At 40.6% G+C, this 18,057-nt stretch carries 11 protein-coding genes; 7 read left to right on the top strand and 4 right to left on the bottom strand.

Translation table 11 applies throughout. From position 1 onward, the window contains the following. Position 1 precedes the first annotated feature (1 nt). The 5 genes from J1G40_RS01585 (at position 2) to J1G40_RS01605 (ending at position 7,542) form a co-directional block, all read left to right on the top strand. Positions 2-1,276: a peptidoglycan DD-metalloendopeptidase family protein gene (locus tag J1G40_RS01585; RefSeq protein ID WP_265240518.1), complete on the top strand. Its 1,275-nt coding sequence runs from the start codon at positions 2-4 to the stop codon at positions 1,274-1,276. Between the two features lies 1 nt (position 1,277). Continuing rightward, the gene (pgi, locus tag J1G40_RS01590; protein ID WP_265240519.1) at positions 1,278-2,915 is read left to right on the top strand and encodes a glucose-6-phosphate isomerase; all 1,638 of its coding nucleotides are present in this window, start codon (positions 1,278-1,280) and stop codon (positions 2,913-2,915) included. A 178-nt stretch (positions 2,916-3,093) separates the two neighbouring features. Then, the gene (locus tag J1G40_RS01595; RefSeq protein ID WP_265240520.1) at positions 3,094-6,339 is read left to right on the top strand and encodes a TonB-dependent receptor; all 3,246 of its coding nucleotides are present in this window, start codon (positions 3,094-3,096) and stop codon (positions 6,337-6,339) included. 92 nt (positions 6,340-6,431) lie between these two features. Beyond that, positions 6,432-6,890 (top strand): hypothetical protein, encoded by a 459-nt coding sequence (locus J1G40_RS01600; RefSeq protein ID WP_265240521.1) that lies wholly within the window; start codon positions 6,432-6,434, stop codon positions 6,888-6,890. A gap of 58 nt (positions 6,891-6,948) precedes the next feature. Then, positions 6,949-7,542, top strand: coding sequence for a DUF1080 domain-containing protein (locus tag J1G40_RS01605; RefSeq protein WP_265240522.1), 594 nt, complete (start codon positions 6,949-6,951; stop codon positions 7,540-7,542). Positions 7,543-7,544: 2 nt separating this feature from the next. Here the strand turns inward: J1G40_RS01605 and J1G40_RS01610 are convergent, their stop codons facing one another. Continuing rightward, on the bottom strand, positions 7,545-8,591 hold the full coding sequence (locus tag J1G40_RS01610) for an endonuclease/exonuclease/phosphatase family protein (RefSeq protein WP_265240523.1): 1,047 nt from the start codon (positions 8,589-8,591) through the stop codon (positions 7,545-7,547). A gap of 297 nt (positions 8,592-8,888) precedes the next feature. Between J1G40_RS01610 and J1G40_RS01615 the strand changes: the two genes are divergently transcribed. Both J1G40_RS01615 and J1G40_RS01620 read left to right on the top strand, forming a co-directional pair. Further along, positions 8,889-11,447, top strand: coding sequence for a TonB-dependent receptor (locus J1G40_RS01615; protein ID WP_265240524.1), 2,559 nt, complete (start codon positions 8,889-8,891; stop codon positions 11,445-11,447). 9 nt (positions 11,448-11,456) lie between these two features. Further along, positions 11,457-12,830 carry a DUF5689 domain-containing protein gene (locus tag J1G40_RS01620; protein WP_265240525.1) on the top strand — a complete coding sequence of 458 codons (1,374 nt, stop codon included), beginning with the start codon at positions 11,457-11,459 and terminating at the stop codon, positions 12,828-12,830. On the opposite strand, the gene J1G40_RS01625 is transcribed toward J1G40_RS01620, so the two are convergent. From J1G40_RS01625 to katG, 3 genes are all read right to left on the bottom strand, one after another. Continuing rightward, entirely contained in the window at positions 12,831-13,238 is a 408-nt protein-coding gene (locus J1G40_RS01625; RefSeq protein WP_265240526.1) for a response regulator, read from the bottom strand. It lies immediately after the preceding gene. A gap of 25 nt (positions 13,239-13,263) precedes the next feature. Continuing rightward, entirely contained in the window at positions 13,264-15,459 is a 2,196-nt protein-coding gene (locus J1G40_RS01630; protein WP_265240527.1) for a PAS domain S-box protein, read from the bottom strand. A 294-nt stretch (positions 15,460-15,753) separates the two neighbouring features. Continuing rightward, entirely contained in the window at positions 15,754-18,000 is a 2,247-nt protein-coding gene (gene katG, locus J1G40_RS01635; RefSeq protein WP_265240528.1) for a catalase/peroxidase HPI, read from the bottom strand. Between the last annotated feature and the right edge of the window lie 57 nt (positions 18,001-18,057).

Here is an 18,057-nt window from a genome sequence, read left to right on the forward strand (position 1 = left end):
CATGCAAAAGTATTGGGGCGCCCTACTGGTAATAGTACTACTAGCTTCATGTGGGGAAAATAAATCTGAGTCTAAACCTTCTGAAATCGCAGACATTCAGATTAGTGATGAAAGTCCCGAATCTACAGAGTATGGCTTTAATCTTAAGAATTTTAAGGTCCTTCAGGACACAGTAAGAAATGGGGATAGTTTTGGAGAACTCATGCTCGAGAATAAAGTGGAGTATCCTAAAATCGCCAAAATTTCAAAAGATTTCAGAGACACCTTCGATGTACGCAGGATAAGGGTAGGAAAGCCTTATCTTATCTTAAAATCTAAAGATACCACTGAAAAGGCCCAGATCTTTATCTATGAGAACGATAGAATTAATTACACTGTGGTAGATTTCAGGGATTCCGCAATAGCCTATAAGCAACAAAAGGAGGTAAAGTATGTACAGCGAGAGGCTTCTGGAATAATAGAAACAAGCTTGTCTGATGCTATTCTTAAGCAGAACATAGACTATTACATAACTCACGAATTATCGGAAATTTACGCCTGGACTATCGATTTTTTCAGGCTTCAGAAAGGAGATAAATTCAAGGTCATTTACAAAGAAAAATTTATTAACGATTCTATATACGCCGGGGCCGAGCCAATAGAAGCTGCGTATTTTGAGCATAATGGAACACCATTGTATGCTTTTGCATACGAAAATGACTCCTTAAAAAATATCGTGGAATATTACGATGATGAAGCTAATAACTTAAGGCGTACTTTTTTAAGAGCGCCCGTTAAGTTCAGCCGTATTTCTTCGAGATATAATCTCAAAAGAAGAATAAGGTATTACGGTTATAAAGTAAGACCACACAAAGGAACAGATTATGCCGCACCTATAGGAACCCCTATTATGGCAACAGCCGATGGTACGGTTACAGAATCGACTCGTAAAGGGGGCAATGGAAAATATGTCAAAATTAGACATAATGGAACCTATAGCACCCAATACCTGCACATGCGGAAACAAAATGTGAAAAGAGGTGATTTTGTTCGACAGGGCGATGTAATTGGCTGGATCGGGATGACTGGAAACACCGGAGGACCCCACGTATGTTACAGATTCTGGAGAAATGGCAGACAGGTAGATCCCTTAAGAGAAAAACTCCCGGCTGCAGATCCGCTTGCCGAACAATTAAGGCCAGCATATTACGAAACTATAAACCCGATAAAGGCCCAGTTAGATTGCATAGAATTTCACGAGGAACCCACCGAAGATATGATAACTCTTAACCAATAGAATGCCATTAGAGAACACCAACCCAACCAAGACCGCTGCCTGGAAGAAACTCAAAGAACATTACGAAAAAAATAAATCCCTTCATCTTAAAGAGCTTTTTGCAGCAGATGAGAATAGAGCTTCGAAGTTTACCCTTAAATGGGAAGAATTCTTTGTAGACTATTCCAAAAACAGAATTACCCAGGAAACCCGCTCCCATTTGCTAGACCTGGCTGAAGAATTACACCTTAAGGATGCTATTGACAAATACTTTGGTGGAGATACTATCAACGAAACTGAAGGGCGTGCCGTATTGCATACTGCCCTTCGTGCAAAAGAAACAGACGCCATATTAGTTAATGGGGTAAACGTAGTTCCTGAAATTTATGAGGTGAAGCAAAAGATAAGGGCTTTTGCAGATAAGGTTATCTCAGGTCAGAAAAAAGGATACACAGGAAAGGCATTTAATGCTGTAGTTAATATCGGCATAGGAGGTTCAGACTTAGGCCCGGCTATGGTTACTGAGGCATTAAGATATTACAAGAACCACCTTAAGACCTACTTTGTCAGTAATGTAGATGGGGATCATGTTCAGGAAATCCTTAAAGAACTAGATCCTGAAACTACACTTTTTGTAGTGGTCTCCAAAACTTTTACCACCCAGGAGACATTAAGCAATGCCACCACAATTAAAAAGTGGTTCTTAAAACATGGAACCCAGGAAGATATTGCCAAACACTTTGTCGCCGTTTCAACCAATACTGCTAAAATACAGGAGTTTGGCATTGATGATCAGAACGTATTCCCAATGTGGGATTGGGTTGGAGGTAGGTTCTCCTTATGGAGTGCAGTGGGGCTCTCTATTGCCCTGGCTGTGGGCCCGGACAATTTTGATGAACTCCTGTCCGGCGCAAATGAGATGGATGAGCACTTTAAGAGCGCTTCATTTGAAGATAATATACCTGTAATCCTGGCGCTATTGAGTGTGTGGTATAATAATTTTTATGGTGCAGAGACAGAGGCGATTATTCCGTATTCCCAATATTTAAGTCGGTTTTCGGCTTATTTACAACAGGGCATTATGGAAAGTAACGGAAAGAGTGCAGACCGCAATGGCGACGCTGTAAACTACCAGACCGGGACAATCATCTGGGGAGAACCAGGGACCAATTCGCAGCATGCATTTTTCCAATTAATTCACCAGGGGACAAAATTAATACCAGCAGATTTTATCGGCTTCAAGCATTCACTTTATGGGGATAAAGACCACCATAACAAACTTATGGCCAACTTTTTTGCGCAGACAGAAGCCCTTATGAATGGTAAAGATGCTGAGCAGGTGAGGTCAGAACTTATGGCGAAGGGGCTATCAGGGCAAGAATTAGAATCCTTGACACCCTTTAAGATATTTGAGGGAAATAAACCAACCACCACCTTACTTATAGACAGCTTAACTCCAAAGAATCTCGGAGCCTTAATAGCCCTTTATGAGCATAAAATATTTGTGCAGGGAGTGATCTGGAACATATTTAGTTATGACCAATGGGGAGTAGAATTAGGAAAACAACTGGCCACGACTACTTTAAATGATATAGAAGGTTCTGAAGTTGCTAATCATGATGCTTCTACCTTACATCTTCTACAATATTTTAAGAATTAACATACACATTTCCTAAATATTGTAATCCCTTTAAAATCTTCTCTTTAAAAAGGAATTCTTTTGCCAAATTTATGTTAAATTGGGGCTCATTAATTTAACGTTCCCTTAATAAACAGGTCTTGAAAATAGACCACTTTTGCAGCTAGAATAATTCAACTAATTAACACTGAGACAGACAATGAAAAATTATTACTTGGCTATTGTTGCCTTTTTTTGCGCATCAATGGCATTTTCGCAAGGGGTTACCACCTCATCTATGGGAGGTAAGGTAACTGACAGCACTGGAGAGCCCTTACCAGGGGCCACAGTTTTAGCCGTGCACGTACCTTCGGGGACGACTTACGGGGCGGCGACCGACTTTGACGGTTACTACCGAATATCCAATATGAGAACTGGAGGTCCTTATAAGATCACGTTTTCCTATATTGGTTTTACTGAAGATGTCCGTGAGGGAGTATTTTTAAACTTAGGGCAAACCATGAGGATGGCTTCAACTTTGGCTGAATCTGCTACAGCGCTTCAGGAGGTAGTAGTGACCGGAGTATCTGGAGGGGTATTTAGCTCTAATAAAACTGGTACGGAAACCAACGTTTCCCGAAGGGATATTGCTACTTTGCCAGCTGCTTCCAGATCAATTGCTGATTTCGTTCGTATCACTCCTCAGGCACAGCTTACTGAAGGGAATGACGGTTTCTCCGTTTCCCTGGCTGGCCAGAATAACAGATATAATGCTATCTATATTGATGGAGCGGTAAATAATGATGTATTCGGACTTGCAGGTTCGGGAACCAACGGTGGGCAAACCGGAGTTAACCCATTCTCTGTGGATGCCATTGAGACTTTCCAGATAAACATTGCTCCATTTGATGTAAGACAATCCGGATTCTCAGGAGGTTCTATCAACGCTATTACAAGATCTGGTTCTAACGAATTTGAAGGTTCTGCCTATGCTTTTGTGAGAAATCAAGGCCTGGTTGGAAAAACGCCACCAGATTTAGTAGGCGATGGGGAAGAAAGAGAAAAAGTTGCTGATTTTAGCGCCTTGACTTATGGAGTTAGATTAGGAGGGCCTCTGGTAAAAGATAAACTTTTCTTCTTTGTAAACTATGAAAGACAGGATGATGAAACACCTCAGCCGTTTAATTTCAGCAATTACACAGGGCGTTCTTCCCAGGCTGATATTGATGGTTTAAGTAATTTCCTTCAAAGTACTTATGGGTATAACCCCGGTGTTTTTAACAATAACACCAGAACTCTGGAAAGTGATAAACTGACAGCTAAGATCGACTGGAACATAGATCAGGATCATAAGCTTTCCTTAAGACACAGTTATGTAAAGGGTGAAAACCTGGAAGCCAGAAACTCTGGGAACAGGAATATTGGTTTCATCAATGGTTCTGAGGCCTTTGTTACTACAACTAATTCAACAGCTCTTGAATTGAGTTCCAGATTTGGGAATAAATTTTCCAACAACCTTGTTTTAGCCTATACAAGTGTCAGGGATGACAGAGACCCTCTTGGAGATCCTTTCCCGACAATAGATATTCAAGACGGTGGGGGAACCATCTCCTTCGGAGCGGAACCCTTCTCAACAGCTAACCTGTTGGATCAGGATGTATTCACAATAACAAATAACTTTGATATCTATGCCGGAAGGCACACTGTTACTTTAGGTGGTAACCTTGAATTTGCCAAGATCAAGAACCTTTTCTTTGCATTTAATTATGGTGATTACACCTTCGAAGACCAGTTTGATGATGCAGGTGTTTTGCTTTCCACTGGTCTAAACCAATTTCTTACTGGGCAGGATGCCGATGTATACCAACATGGTTACTCCCTTGTTGGAAACGGCGTTGTAGGTGATGAATCTGCTGGATCTTCCGAATTTAACACCTTCCAGGCAGGGTTCTATGTTCAGGATGATATCCAGATAACAGATAACTTTAAGGCTACCATAGGTGCCAGGATAGATATTCCGTATTGGGATGACGGTGCGGTAAACAACGATTTCAATACCAGAACAATAGGCCTATTGGAAACTGTTGGCAAAGACCTTCAGGGAGCAAGAGTAGGTCAGGGAATTGATCCTACCGTTCACTTTGCACCTAGACTTGGATTTAATTGGGATGTAAAGGGTGAAAGTAAAACACAGGTCCGTGGAGGAATTGGGGTGTTTACTTCCAGACTTCCATTGGTATGGCCAGGGGGAACGTATAACAACAACGGTATCACAGGAGGATTCAACTTTGAATTTGGCCAGGCTTTTGTTGCTGACGTAAATAACCAGTTTGAAGACCCAGCACCCGGATCTGGTGGAGTTGGTGGAAATATTGATTTGATTGCCAAGGATTTCACCCTGCCTCAGGTAGTGAAATACAATTTTGCAATAGACCAGAAACTACCATGGTGGGACCTGATTCTTTCAGGAGATTTCCTTTACACCGATGTAATTACAGATATCTACTATCAGAACCTAAACCTAAAAGGACCTAGCGGAAGATATGAAGGTGCTGATAACCGACCATTCTATGACAGAAGGGATGAGATTGATCCTACCTACGGAAGAGTTATCCTTGCGTCCAATACCGGTGGGGGATATTCACACAATACATCCTTTACTTTGAGGAAGCCTTTTGAAAATGGTTTTTCAGGACAAATCTCTTACTCTTTTGGAGATTCCTTTAAGCAGTTTGATGGAACATCCTCCCAGAACAGTTCACAGTGGAGAAATATAAACACTGTCAATGGTAAGAACTCTTACGTTCCAGTCAGCCGTTCTGATTTTGCACTTGGAAACAGGATTTCTGCAAATTTCTCTTATCAGTTAGATTGGAATGACAATGTTAAAACTACTTTTGGGTTATTCTATGAAGGGTTCCAGGGGACACCTTATAGCTTTAACTATAGAGAAGGTAGAGACTTGTTTAATGACGATTCCAGGGACAATGCCTTAATCTATATCCCGGCAAGCGCTGATGAGATTCAGTTTACAGGAGATGATGTAATGCAAGCGGCCCAATGGCAACGTTTGGAAACTTTTATCAACAGCATAGACTATCTAAAAGAGAACAGAGGCAAGTATGCTGAAAGAAATGCAGTAAGAGGTCCATGGAGCCATATTGTAGACCTTAAGATACTTCAGGATTTCACCCTGGATTTCGGAGGCAAATCGCATACCTTCCAGATCTCTGCAGATATCTTCAACTTTACCAACTTGTTGAATAAGGAATGGGGAAAGCGTAAGTTTATCCGAAGCGAGGTAAGTCCACTTACTACAGTTGCAACTGATGCTACACCTGTATTTGAGATCAATGATGGGGTAGTTAATGCTGATGGAACACCAAATATTGAAGAATTAGATGATTTCGGTATCGCCTCTTCAAGATGGCAAGCACAATTGGGGATCAGATATATCTTTAACTAGGAGATAAATAATATTGAAAAAAAAACCTGATGTTTTTCATCAGGTTTTTTTATGCCCAAAATTCACTACTTTTAAAAATTAAAATATAAAAGATGCAAGAAGAATCTCTGGCGTATCCATGGATACAGGAATTACACTCTTATCTGGCCTACATTGTTTTGGTCTTCCTTTTTTTAGCAGTGGCCAACGCTATAATGGGTTTGGTTGGGAATAAGATGTTTACACCTCAAAAAGATTTCAGGCTAAGTCTGTTTACTTTAATTCTCTGCCATTTGCAGCTGCTGATAGGACTATTGATCTACTTTATGTCTCCCAGCGGTTTTTCTGCCCTTCAGGAATTGGGTATGGGGGGTCTAAATTCCGCCGCAAGATTACTGGCCGTAGAACATCCTGCCATCAATATAGTGGCTATTATACTTATCACTATTGGCTGGTCTCGACACAAGAAGTTTATGGAAGGCAAAAAGAAATTTAAGAGCATTGCGGTATTCTATGGTCTTGGATTGTTGCTGGTACTAAGCAGGATTCCATGGGGGCAATGGTTTAGCTAGATGCTTCAAGCCCGATATTTTATAATAACACAATAGCTTTAAAAACAAAATATACATTATGAAAAACTTGATAACAATTGCGGTATCACTTCTTTGTCTTGGGGTAACGGCGCAGGAGAAGTCGCTTTTCAATGGGAAAGACCTGACAGGGTGGACGGCTTATGGCACCGAAAAATGGTATGTGGAAGACGGATTGCTAATTTCCGAAAGTGGCCCGGATGCCCAATATGGTTATCTGGCGACGGATGACCACTACAAAGATTTTGAAGTTTCTCTGGAGTTTCTGCAAGAAGCAGATGGCAATAGTGGGGTATTTATAAGATCTACCATAGAAGGGACCAAAGTAAGCGGCTGGCAGGTAGAGGTTGCGCCTCCTGGGAAGCACACAGGCGGGGTGTATGAATCTTATGGAAGGGGATGGCTAATTAAGCCAGATCCTGAAAAAGAGAAGCATTTAAAGGAAGGAGAGTGGAATACCATGAAGATACGTGTAAGCGGAGATCAACTTACCTCCTGGCTTAACGGTGTGGAAATGGTCAGCATTACCGATGAAAAAATAGGTGCAGGAGAAGGGTCTATTGCGCTACAGATACATGATGGAGGCGGTATTCGTGTAAAATGGCGGAATATTAAGATTACCGTTCCGGAATAATATTAATCCACAGCTTTTAGCATAGCAATATATACCGGGAAGTGGTCACTAAAGCCCCCGGTATAAGTGCCACCGGCATAGGTTCTGTAGGGATAGCCTTTAAATCTGCCAGTTGGTGTTATTAAATAGGCAGGGTTGTATATCCCCACTTTCCAAAATGATAATTCGGCTGAGTTTTTGTTTGCTAAATTCCCTGTCAATAGGATTTGATCAAACAGACTCCACTCATCTCTGTAGGCCAGAGTACCATGCCCTTTCTTATATAAAGTTTCCATGGGATTGAATAAATCATTGGCTTGTAATCTATCTCTGTTTGGCAGGGAACCTAATACATTTTTAAGACTGATATCCGTTGGATTATCATTTAAGTCGCCCATTATGATAATTCCCGAATCGGGAGATACGGACAAGATAGAATCCTTAATTCTCCTGGTTAGGCGTGCCGCTGCAATTCGCCCTGGCCTGCTCCGAGTTTCCCCACCACTTCTTGAAGGCCAATGATTAATAATAAGGTGTATTTCTTTACTTTCCAGTTTACCACCCACTACCAATTGATCACGTGTATAGTCTCTTTCCTGTGCTTCATCCATTAAAAGCAAACGGTGACTACTAAAGGACATCGGTAAAAAGACAGACTTTTTATAGATGAATGCGACGTCTATTCCACGCTCATCAGGAGCATCTACGTGCACTATACCATAATTACCACCAACAAGGTTAGGATGATGTATCAGGTCTTCAACAACTTCTTGTTTTTCTACCTCGCACAGGCCGATAAGATCTGGTGATGAACCTGTTATATCCTGGCCAATCTCAGAGATAACCCTGGATATATCTCCGATTTTTTTCTTATACCTTTCTGTGGTCCACCTGTCCTTTCCAAGAGGAGTTCTATCGTCGTCATACACCAGACTGTCATTTATGGTGTCAAACAAATTTTCCACATTGTAAAACGCTATCGTCCGCACTGTGAATTGTTTATATGAAGTATCATCTTGTTGGCAGAACAAGAATAATAACATCAGACAGAAAATTCCTAAATACTTCAAGAGAGTATCATTTTTAATGAATGTTTAAAGCTAGGAAGAGCAGCCGCAAGGGACTTGCAGTGTGCATCAATATTTTCGAACTGTGATTATCAATGTAATCTTATAATTGGATTTTCGATGCGAATTCTAAGCTTGTGTTATGCCGTATTATCCTTGGTACAATTGTCTGCCTTGCAAGATTTATCTCTGTTTGGGGAGCTTATAGATGACCACTCTTAAAGACCTATTCCTAATGCAACTATATATCTTGAGGGGACCTTGTATCAGGAACGTTCAAATGCAGGGGGGAAATTTTATTTGACAGGGTTAAACAAAGGGGCATATACCCTGCGGATCACGGCTTTAGATTTTGTCGAAAAACGTTTTCCGATAGAATTGGCTGATGAAGATTTAGACATTGGTAAGATTCATTTGGAACGGGATATTATTAAAGAGAGAACAGATAACCTTATTACCCTAAACGAACTTGAACTTTCAAATGACGAGGAGGTAATATCCGGTGCGGCCCACTTGCAGGCAACGCGAGATATTTATTTAAGTCGCGCAGCATTTGATTTTAGTCAGGCCTTTTTTAAGATAAGAGGGTACGATTCCCGCGAAGCCACAATATTGCTGAATGGACACAAAATGAACAAATTATCAGATGGGCGGGCCCAATGGAATAATTGGGGTGGCCTTAATGATGTTACCAGAAACCAGGAATTGAGTTTTGGGCTAAAAGCAGCCAGGCTGTCTTTTGGGGAGCTTCTGGGGGTAACAAATATTGATACCAGACCTAGTGTATTACGACCAGGGATCAGGGTGTCTGCCTCCGTTGCCAACAGAACTTACGCTGGCAGGTTAATGGCAACCTACAATTCGGGTAAATCAGACAAAGGATGGGCCTATGCCATATCAGGTTCCCGGCGATGGGGGAACGAGGGATTTGTGGAAGGGACTTTCTATAGCGCGTATTCTATTTTTGGAAGTCTCGAACACATTATAAATAGAAGGAATAGCTTACATCTGACGGCCATATTTGCCTCTAATACACGGGGACAATCCGCAGCAATAACCGATGAGGTTTTTACACTGGAAGGAAGCAGGTACAATCCATTTTGGGGATATCAGAATGGTAAAGTAAGAAATTCCAGAATACGAAAAATACAAGAACCTATTTTGATGCTTAACTATTCCCATTTATCGGAGAAAATAAGGCTCAATACGGGAATAGCTTATCAAATAGGAGGTAGAACAAAAAGCAGATTGGGCTACTTCAATGCCCCAAACCCAGATCCAACGTATTACAGATACTTGCCAAGTTATTACTTCAATAGTGCTATTGGCCCTAATTTTTCCAATGCTGCTTTGGCCCAAGAGGGGTTTAAAGAAAATGCTCAAATTGACTGGGATAGGATATACCGTGTAAACACTCTGGAAAATGAGGATAGAAGCGCTTCTTATCTCTTATACGATGATGTGGTTGATGAAGGGATATTCTCTCTTAAGGGTACAGTAAACCTAAAACCAAGTCCCGCATTAAACTTAGACGCAGGGATAACCTTTAGACAGTCTAACTCAAAAAACTACTCCAGAATTAATGACTTATTAGGAGCTCAGAGGCATGATGATATAGATCCCTTTTCAAATACTCTGAATGATCTGGAAGGAAATACAACAAAAGAACCGGGAGACATCTTCAACTATAACTATAATTTCAATGCGAAGGAAATAGATGGATTTTTACAGCTAAAGCTGGTTAAGGAAAAATGGGATGCCTTTATTTCTGGAAGATTGATCCGCTCTTCCTTTTATAGAAAAGGAATTTATCTCAATGAACGTTACCCTCAAAATTCACTTGGGAAAAGTAAAGTGGTTGATTTTTTAAATTTTGGTATTAAAACTGGTGTTGTTTTTAATTTTTCAGCCAGACATTGGGTGGCTGTCAATGCAACTTATTTCAAAAGGCCACCTACTTTAAAGAATACATTTATTAATCCAAGAGAACATAATACTACTGTAGCTAATATTTCCAACGCTGAAATTAGCAGTATCGATCTGGGATATCATTTTCGTTTTCAGGATTTAAAAGGCAGGATTACCGGGTATTATACCAGAATTCAGGATGACATGAACATCAACTTCTTCTTTGTTGATACTGGACTGGGATCCGATTTTGTTCAGGAGGTGATCACCGATATGGACAAACTGCATTTAGGGCTGGAAATAAGTTGTGCATATCAGATGTCCTCAGCGGTACGTCTTACTTTTGCAGGATCAGTGGCTAAGTATCTATTTGCCGGTGACCCACAAATAAACATCTATTTTGACCCTAACGGCCAGAGGAATGATATAATCTCAGAAAAAGGCTATGCAGATCTGGGCATGGCAACTATTAAAGATTACAAACTACCTCAGGGACCACAAAAAGCATATTCACTAGGACTGGATTACCGAGATCCAAAATACTGGTGGCTAGGCATGACCGCCAATCATCTTGCTAATAATTATGTTAGTATTTCTAATATAAGGAGGACTTCGAGTTTTCTTCTGGATCCTAAAACTTCTCATATAGCTACTAATGCTTCAGAAGAAAAAATTGCTCAACTTCTGAAGCAAAATAAACTTCCTGATTTTTACCTCTTAAATATAACGGGAGGAAAGTCCTGGCTTTCTGACGGGAAATACATCAGTGTTTTTGTTAGTATTAATAATGTGTTTAATACTGTCTTTAAGACAGGGGGATATGAGCAAGGCAGAAATGGCAATTTCAATCAATTAGCTCATGACAATCTTGGAGGGTCGCCTTCATTTGGGCCAAAATACTGGTATGGTTTCGGGAGAACATTCTTTCTAAATCTAGCCGTGAGTTTTTAAATATTTACTATGGATAAATGTCTGATTACTGTGATAAAAATATGTATTGGGATAGCACTACTCGTCCTTTACTCCGGATGTGTACAGGAACGCGAGTTTAAGGAACCGGATAAAGGTTGTTCGGATGTACTATCCGCTAATATTTCGCTCATTGAACTTAAACTTTTATATGAGGATATTACGATTCAAATTCAAGAAGACCTTGTTATTGAAGGCTATGTTATTTCGTCTGATAGAGCTGGAAATATTTTTGGTTCGCTGCATATTCAAGATAATCCTGATTTCCCAACTGAAGGGATACAAATCCAGGTGGATTTAACAGACTCCCACCTATTCTATAAAGCAGGTGCCAAAATCCTGATAAAACTTAAAGGGTTGTATTTAGGGAAAAGTAAGTCGATATATAAAATTGGAGGCGTTTTAAATGTTTTCGGTGCAGAGACGGTTGGGAGACTACCCGCAAATAAAGCTCAGGAACATATTTTCCTGTCATGTGAAAAAGCTGGAGATTTGAGACCATTACAGGTTGCTATTAATGATTTGGATGACAGAATGCTAAATACTCTGGTTAGTTTAGAACATCTGGAACTAATAGAGGAAGAGCAAGACAGTATATATGCTATTAATGCGAAAGAAACAGAGCGGAATTTGACAGATTGTGAAGATAATATTCTTCAACTTCTAAATAGCGGCTTTTCAGATTTTCAACATGTTAAAATGCCTTCAGGAAATGGCAGTATAACTGGAGTGCTACACAAAAAAAACAGGAATTATCAGTTAATCATAAGGGATACATTGGACATTAATTTTACAGGAGAAAGATGTAAATCTACTCTGAATGAGGTAAGCACTGAGAAGGTATTTATTACCGAGATCGCTGATCCTGACAACAATAGTAAAGCCAGATTTGTAGAATTGTACAATACAGAATCAAATGAAATTAGCTTAGATGGCTGGTTGTTAAGAAGGTATACCAATGATAATACAACGGTTGGATCTATAATAGAGCTTGCCGGATATGTGATTCCTGCTGAAAGTACGCTGGTGATATCACCGAATCCCGAGGAATTTGAGCTGGTCTATAAGAAAAGTCCGGATGTCGGCGCAGGGACAAATAGTCCTGCAGATTCCAATGGTGATGACAATCTGGAATTAGTAGATCCTTTTGGAGTGGTGATAGATGTATTTGGAATTGTTGGCGAAGACGGGTCTGGTACCAATCATGAATTTGAAGACGGCAGAGCAATTCGGAAACCGGAAATAGTGAAAGGAAACCCAATTTTCAATTTTGAAGAATGGACCATCTACAATGACACCGGTGCTATGGGAACCATTAAACTCCCTCAAAATGCACCAGAAGATTTTTCTCCGGGAATAAGGTGATCAGTGCTGTTCAAGTGCTTCCATTACTCCTTCCAGGTCTTTATGAGTAATGGGTTTTAAGATATAATTATGGACGATGTTATAGTTCTGGACCCTTTCAAGGTCTCTGGGATCTATAGAAGAACTAATAATATATATGGTTACATCGTCTATATTGTGATTGGGGAGTTTTGTAAAAAGCTCTAAAAATTCCCAGCCGTTCATTATCGGCATATTGAGGTCTAAAAAAATTACAGAAGGGAGAACGTCACCCTGTTCATTTATGGCTGTAAGTCCTTCTATGGCTTCTTGCCCATTGCTGTATACCAGCACATCATCACAGAAATGCACCTCTTTCATAATTCGCTTTGTCCCATATATAAAAATAGGGTCATCGTCTATGATACATGAACTTTGAATCTTATTCATACCGCTAATTCTTCATCGTCACGGGCTAACCTTCTTTAAAATGCAGTGTAAAAGTAGTGCCCACATCTACTTTGCTTTCCACTTCTATTTTGCCATTCATTGCCTCCACTTGATTTTTGGTTATGAATAGTCCTATGCCTTTGGCATCCTTGTGTTTGTGAAATGTCTTATACATTCCAAATATCTTATCACCATGTCGTTCCAGATCAATTCCCTGACCGTTATCCTTAAATTTAAGTACAACATAACCGTCTTTTTTAGCAGCATTGATCGATAACTTAAGCGGTCTGTCTGCAGCACAATATTTCAGAGAATTAGTAAATAAATTAAGTAAGACACTATCCAAATAGGCGGGTACAACATTTACAAAATGCGACTTTGGAATATTTATCTTACATATGGCTTTTTTCTCTTTTAAGAGAGCACTTATGTTTTTTTCAACGCTGTTGACGGCGTTCTTTAAACTAATGCTGTTTAGTTTGTCTAATGCACCCGTTTTTACCTGTACCACTTCATTTAAGTGTTGTACAGTTTCATTTAGGCTGTCGGAAGCATTATTGAGCATGCTTTCCAGATTTTTCTTCTCCTCTTCGCTGTCTTCAGTAAGGAGAAAGCCGGTTAGCATAGATAAATTACTGGCATGCGACCGCAAATTGTGAGAGACAATATGTGCAAAGTTCAGCAAATTGTTGTTTTGCTCCTTGGTTACATTAATTAGGGTTGTAAGTCGTTTCTCAGCTTCAATTCTTGAAGAAATATCCAGTAATTGTGCAATAAAATGAGAAAGGTTTCCTCCAATATCTTTTATGGCCGTTACCGTGACGATGGTATGAACAATTTCTCCATTTTTATGGTAGAAACGTTTTTCATATTGGAAAGTTTCTAAGCCCCCCTTAGTTATTTTATCGAGTAGCTCAAGATCCCTTTGCAGGTCATCCTGATGGGTAACATCCTGAAATGTGAGATTTAATAATTCCTCTTCCGAATATCCAGAACTTAAACAAAGGCTAGAATTAACCCGAACCAATTTGCCATTCAGATCTAGAATGGCCATCCCGCTTGCAGAATTTTCAAATGCCCCGGTAAAAGATTCTTCACTCTTTTTAAGTTCTATTTGAGTTCTTTTTAATGCGGTAATGTCCCAATTAGTGCCAATCATTTTAAGGGCTTTCCCATCATGGTCGCGCTGTGTTACAGCAATAGCCCTGATAAATCGGACCTCCCCATTGGGCCATACTACCCTGAATTCGGTATCAAATTCCTTTTCGCCAGAAATAACCATCTCAATTTCCCTGGTACAGCGTTCCAGATCATCCGGATGTATGCTGGCTACCCAGGCTTCATATACCCCTGAAAAATCAGCTTTATTTAATCCGTAGAGGTGATACATATTGTCGTCCCAAACCAGGTTATTTTCAACGATGTCATAATCCCAGATACCTACCCCTGCTCCATCTGTAGCAATTGCCAAACGCTCTGTTGCTTCTTTGAATTTTAGTTCTGTTTTCTTTTTTTCATCGATGTCCTGAAAAGTACCGTATAGCCGGATGCATTTTCCATTGACAATTTCAGCTTTCCCTTTGGCATGAACCCATATTTCTTTGCCTTTTGCGGTCACCAATTGCAATTGGGTATCCCAGGGGGTTCCCTCAGCAATAGCATCGGCAACAAGGGCTGTTATTTCATCTCTGGATGCCCCTGCCTTATAAAAGTTGATACCTTCTTCCAGATTGGGAACATAATCTGCCGGAACTTCGTGAATTTCCTTGGTAACGGCGGTCCAGTAAACTTCGTTCTTAATAAGATCTACTTCCCATCCTCCTATTTTGGCTACCCTTTCTGCAATGAGAAGCAATTCTTCCTCTCTTTTTATTTCTGTGATGTCTTCCTGAACAATGATGAGCCCACCAATATCGCCTTGTTGATCTGTCCAGGGATTAATTTTCCATTTTAGCCATTGTACATGGCCATCTGCACCAATAAATTTTTTGCCTTTATTAATATTCGTATTGCCTTTTAAGCAATCCTGATGAATTTGCTTTAACTCTTCAGGAAGGTTAGAATCTACCTTGTAGTAATGTTTACCGATTATATCGGTTTCATTAATGGCAAATTCTTTCAGCCATATATCGGAATGACATATGAATTTGAGAGATCGATCTAAAACAGCCACCGCAGCCGGTGAATCTTTGATTAGGTAATTTGTGGTTATTGCCTCCAAGGTCTGAATTGGTTTATTAGTGCTCTCAATTCTAAATTACTACTAAAAATTATATATGTAAGAAAATACAGTAATAAATATTAGTAATATTGTTACAGTGCCCTAAGTACAACGTATTTCCATTTCATTTATTATCAGGGAACTAGGAGTGGTCTTTTTTGTTTACTCTTTTGTGAAAGAGGATAAGTGAAATTGATTCAAAAGCAAAGATAAAACCATAGGAAAACATAAAGGTGGCTCGGGAAGAGCCACCTTTAATTATATAATCCTAAAGTTAAACAATTTTACTATATATCAGTCGAGGTCAAACCTGTCCAGGTTCATCACCTTAGTCCATGCAGAAACAAAGTCTCTTACAAACTTCTCTTCAGAGTCGGAGGTTGCATAAACTTCTGCGAGGGCCCTTAGTTCCGTATTGGAACCAAAAATCAGATCTACTCTTGTCCCCGTCCATTTTATTGCACCGTTGGTACGATCACGACCAGCAAATAAATTATCATCTTCGGAAGTGCTTTCCCATTTGGTACCCAGATCCAGAAGGTTCACGAAAAAATCGTTGGTAAGGACTTCTCTCCGATCTGTAAATACACCACGTCTGGATTTGTCATAATTGGTGTCCAACACGCGCATACCCCCAATTAGTACAGTCATTTCAGGGGCAGAAAGATTCATAAGCTGAGCACGGTCTATAAGCATAGCTTCCGCCGAACTTTGGTGGGTAGCGTTCCTGTAATTTCTAAACCCATCAGCCTTAGGCTGCAGAGCTTCAAATGATGCTATATCTGTCTGATCTTGTGAAGCATCAGTTCGGCCCGGTGTAAAGGCTACACTTACATCATGTCCTGCATTCTTAGCTGCTTCTTCAATAGCGGCAGATCCCCCAAGAACAATCAGATCTGACAGGGATACCTTTTTATTATCGCTCTGGGCATTGTTAAATTCATTCTGGATGGCCTCCAGGGTCTCTAAGACCTTTGACAACTCTCCAGGGTTGTTGGCTTCCCAATTCTTTTGTGGTTCAAGACGTATTCTTGCGCCATTGGCACCTCCTCTTTTATCAGACCCACGAAATGTTGAGGCCGAGGCCCATGCCGTTGTAGTCAATTGTGATATTGACAAGCCAGATGCAAGAAGTCTCTTTTTTAAATCAGCTATATCAGCAGCATCGATCAAATCATGATCTACCGCAGGAATTGGATCTTGCCATATCAATTCTTCTTTTGGAACTTCCGGGCCTAAATATCTGGAAACCGGTCCCATATCCCTATGTGTCAGTTTATACCAAGCACGCGCAAATGCATCCTTGAATTCTTCAGGATTTTCGTAGAAACGACGAGAGATTTTTTCGTAAGCAGGATCTTCCTTTAAAGATAGATCCGTGGTCAACATAAATGGTGCGTGAGTTTTAGTTGGGTCATGAGCATCGGGAATGGTCCCAGCACCGGCCTCATTTTTTGGACGCCACTGGTGTGCTCCAGCCGGACTTTTAGTAAGTTCCCAATCGTATTCAAACAAGTGTTTAAAAAAGTCATCACTCCATTTTGCCGGGGTAGTGGTCCAGGCGCCTTCTATACCGCTGGTAATGGTATCCGCTCCATGGCCGGTCCCAAAGTTGTTTTTCCATCCCAGGCTTTGTTCGGCTATGCCGGCTCCCGCAGGTTCTGCCTCAACATATTTATCCGGATCTGCAGCACCGTGTGTTTTTCCAAAGGTATGCCCACCGGCAATCAACGCCACTGTTTCTTCATCATTCATTGCCATACGGCCAAATGTTTCCCGAATATCGTGAGCCGCCCTAACAGGGTCTGGTTGTCCCTGAGGGCCTTCAGGGTTAACATAGATCAGCCCCATATGTGATGCTCCCAGAGGATTTTCCAGATCACGTTCTCCGGAATATCTATCTTCGTCACCTAGCCATTCTGTTTCGGAGCCCCAGTAGATATCTTCTTCGGGCTGCCAAATATCTTCACGGCCGCCAGCAAAACCAAAGGTTTCAAAACCCATAGATTCTAAAGCACAGTTCCCCGCAAGTATTAGCAGGTCTGCCCATGAAAGTTTCCTTCCGTATTTTTTCTTAATAGGCCATAATAACAATCGGGCTTTGTCCAGGTTAGCGTTGTCTGGCCAACTGTTTAAGGGAGCAAAACGTTGTGATCCGGAGCCCGCTCCTCCTCGGCCATCACCAATTCGATAAGTTCCTGCACTGTGCCATGCCATTCTAATCATAAAAGGTCCGTAATGGCCATAATCTGCAGGCCACCAATCTTGTGAGGTGGTTAAGACCTCAACAATGTCTTTTTTTACAGTATCCAAATCGAGCGATTTGAATTCTTCAGCATAATTATAATCTTCATCCATGGGGTTGGTAAGAGAAGAATTCTGTCGAAGTACATTTAATCTCAGTTGGTTCGGCCACCAGTCCTGATTAGTTGTCCCTCCGCCGGCACTCTGATTTAATGATCCGCCCAGAAAGGGACATTTACTGGGATCATTCATATCCATATTATCGCCATGAGGGGAGTTCATTTCTTTTTTTTCCATTGCTTTTAATTTTAGGTGTGTTCTTCAGTAAATGTATCAATTTACAGCAGGAAAAGT

The sequence above is a fragment of the Muriicola sp. Z0-33 genome (assembly GCF_026126425.1).
Lineage (GTDB): Bacteria > Bacteroidota > Bacteroidia > Flavobacteriales > Flavobacteriaceae > JAFMPW01.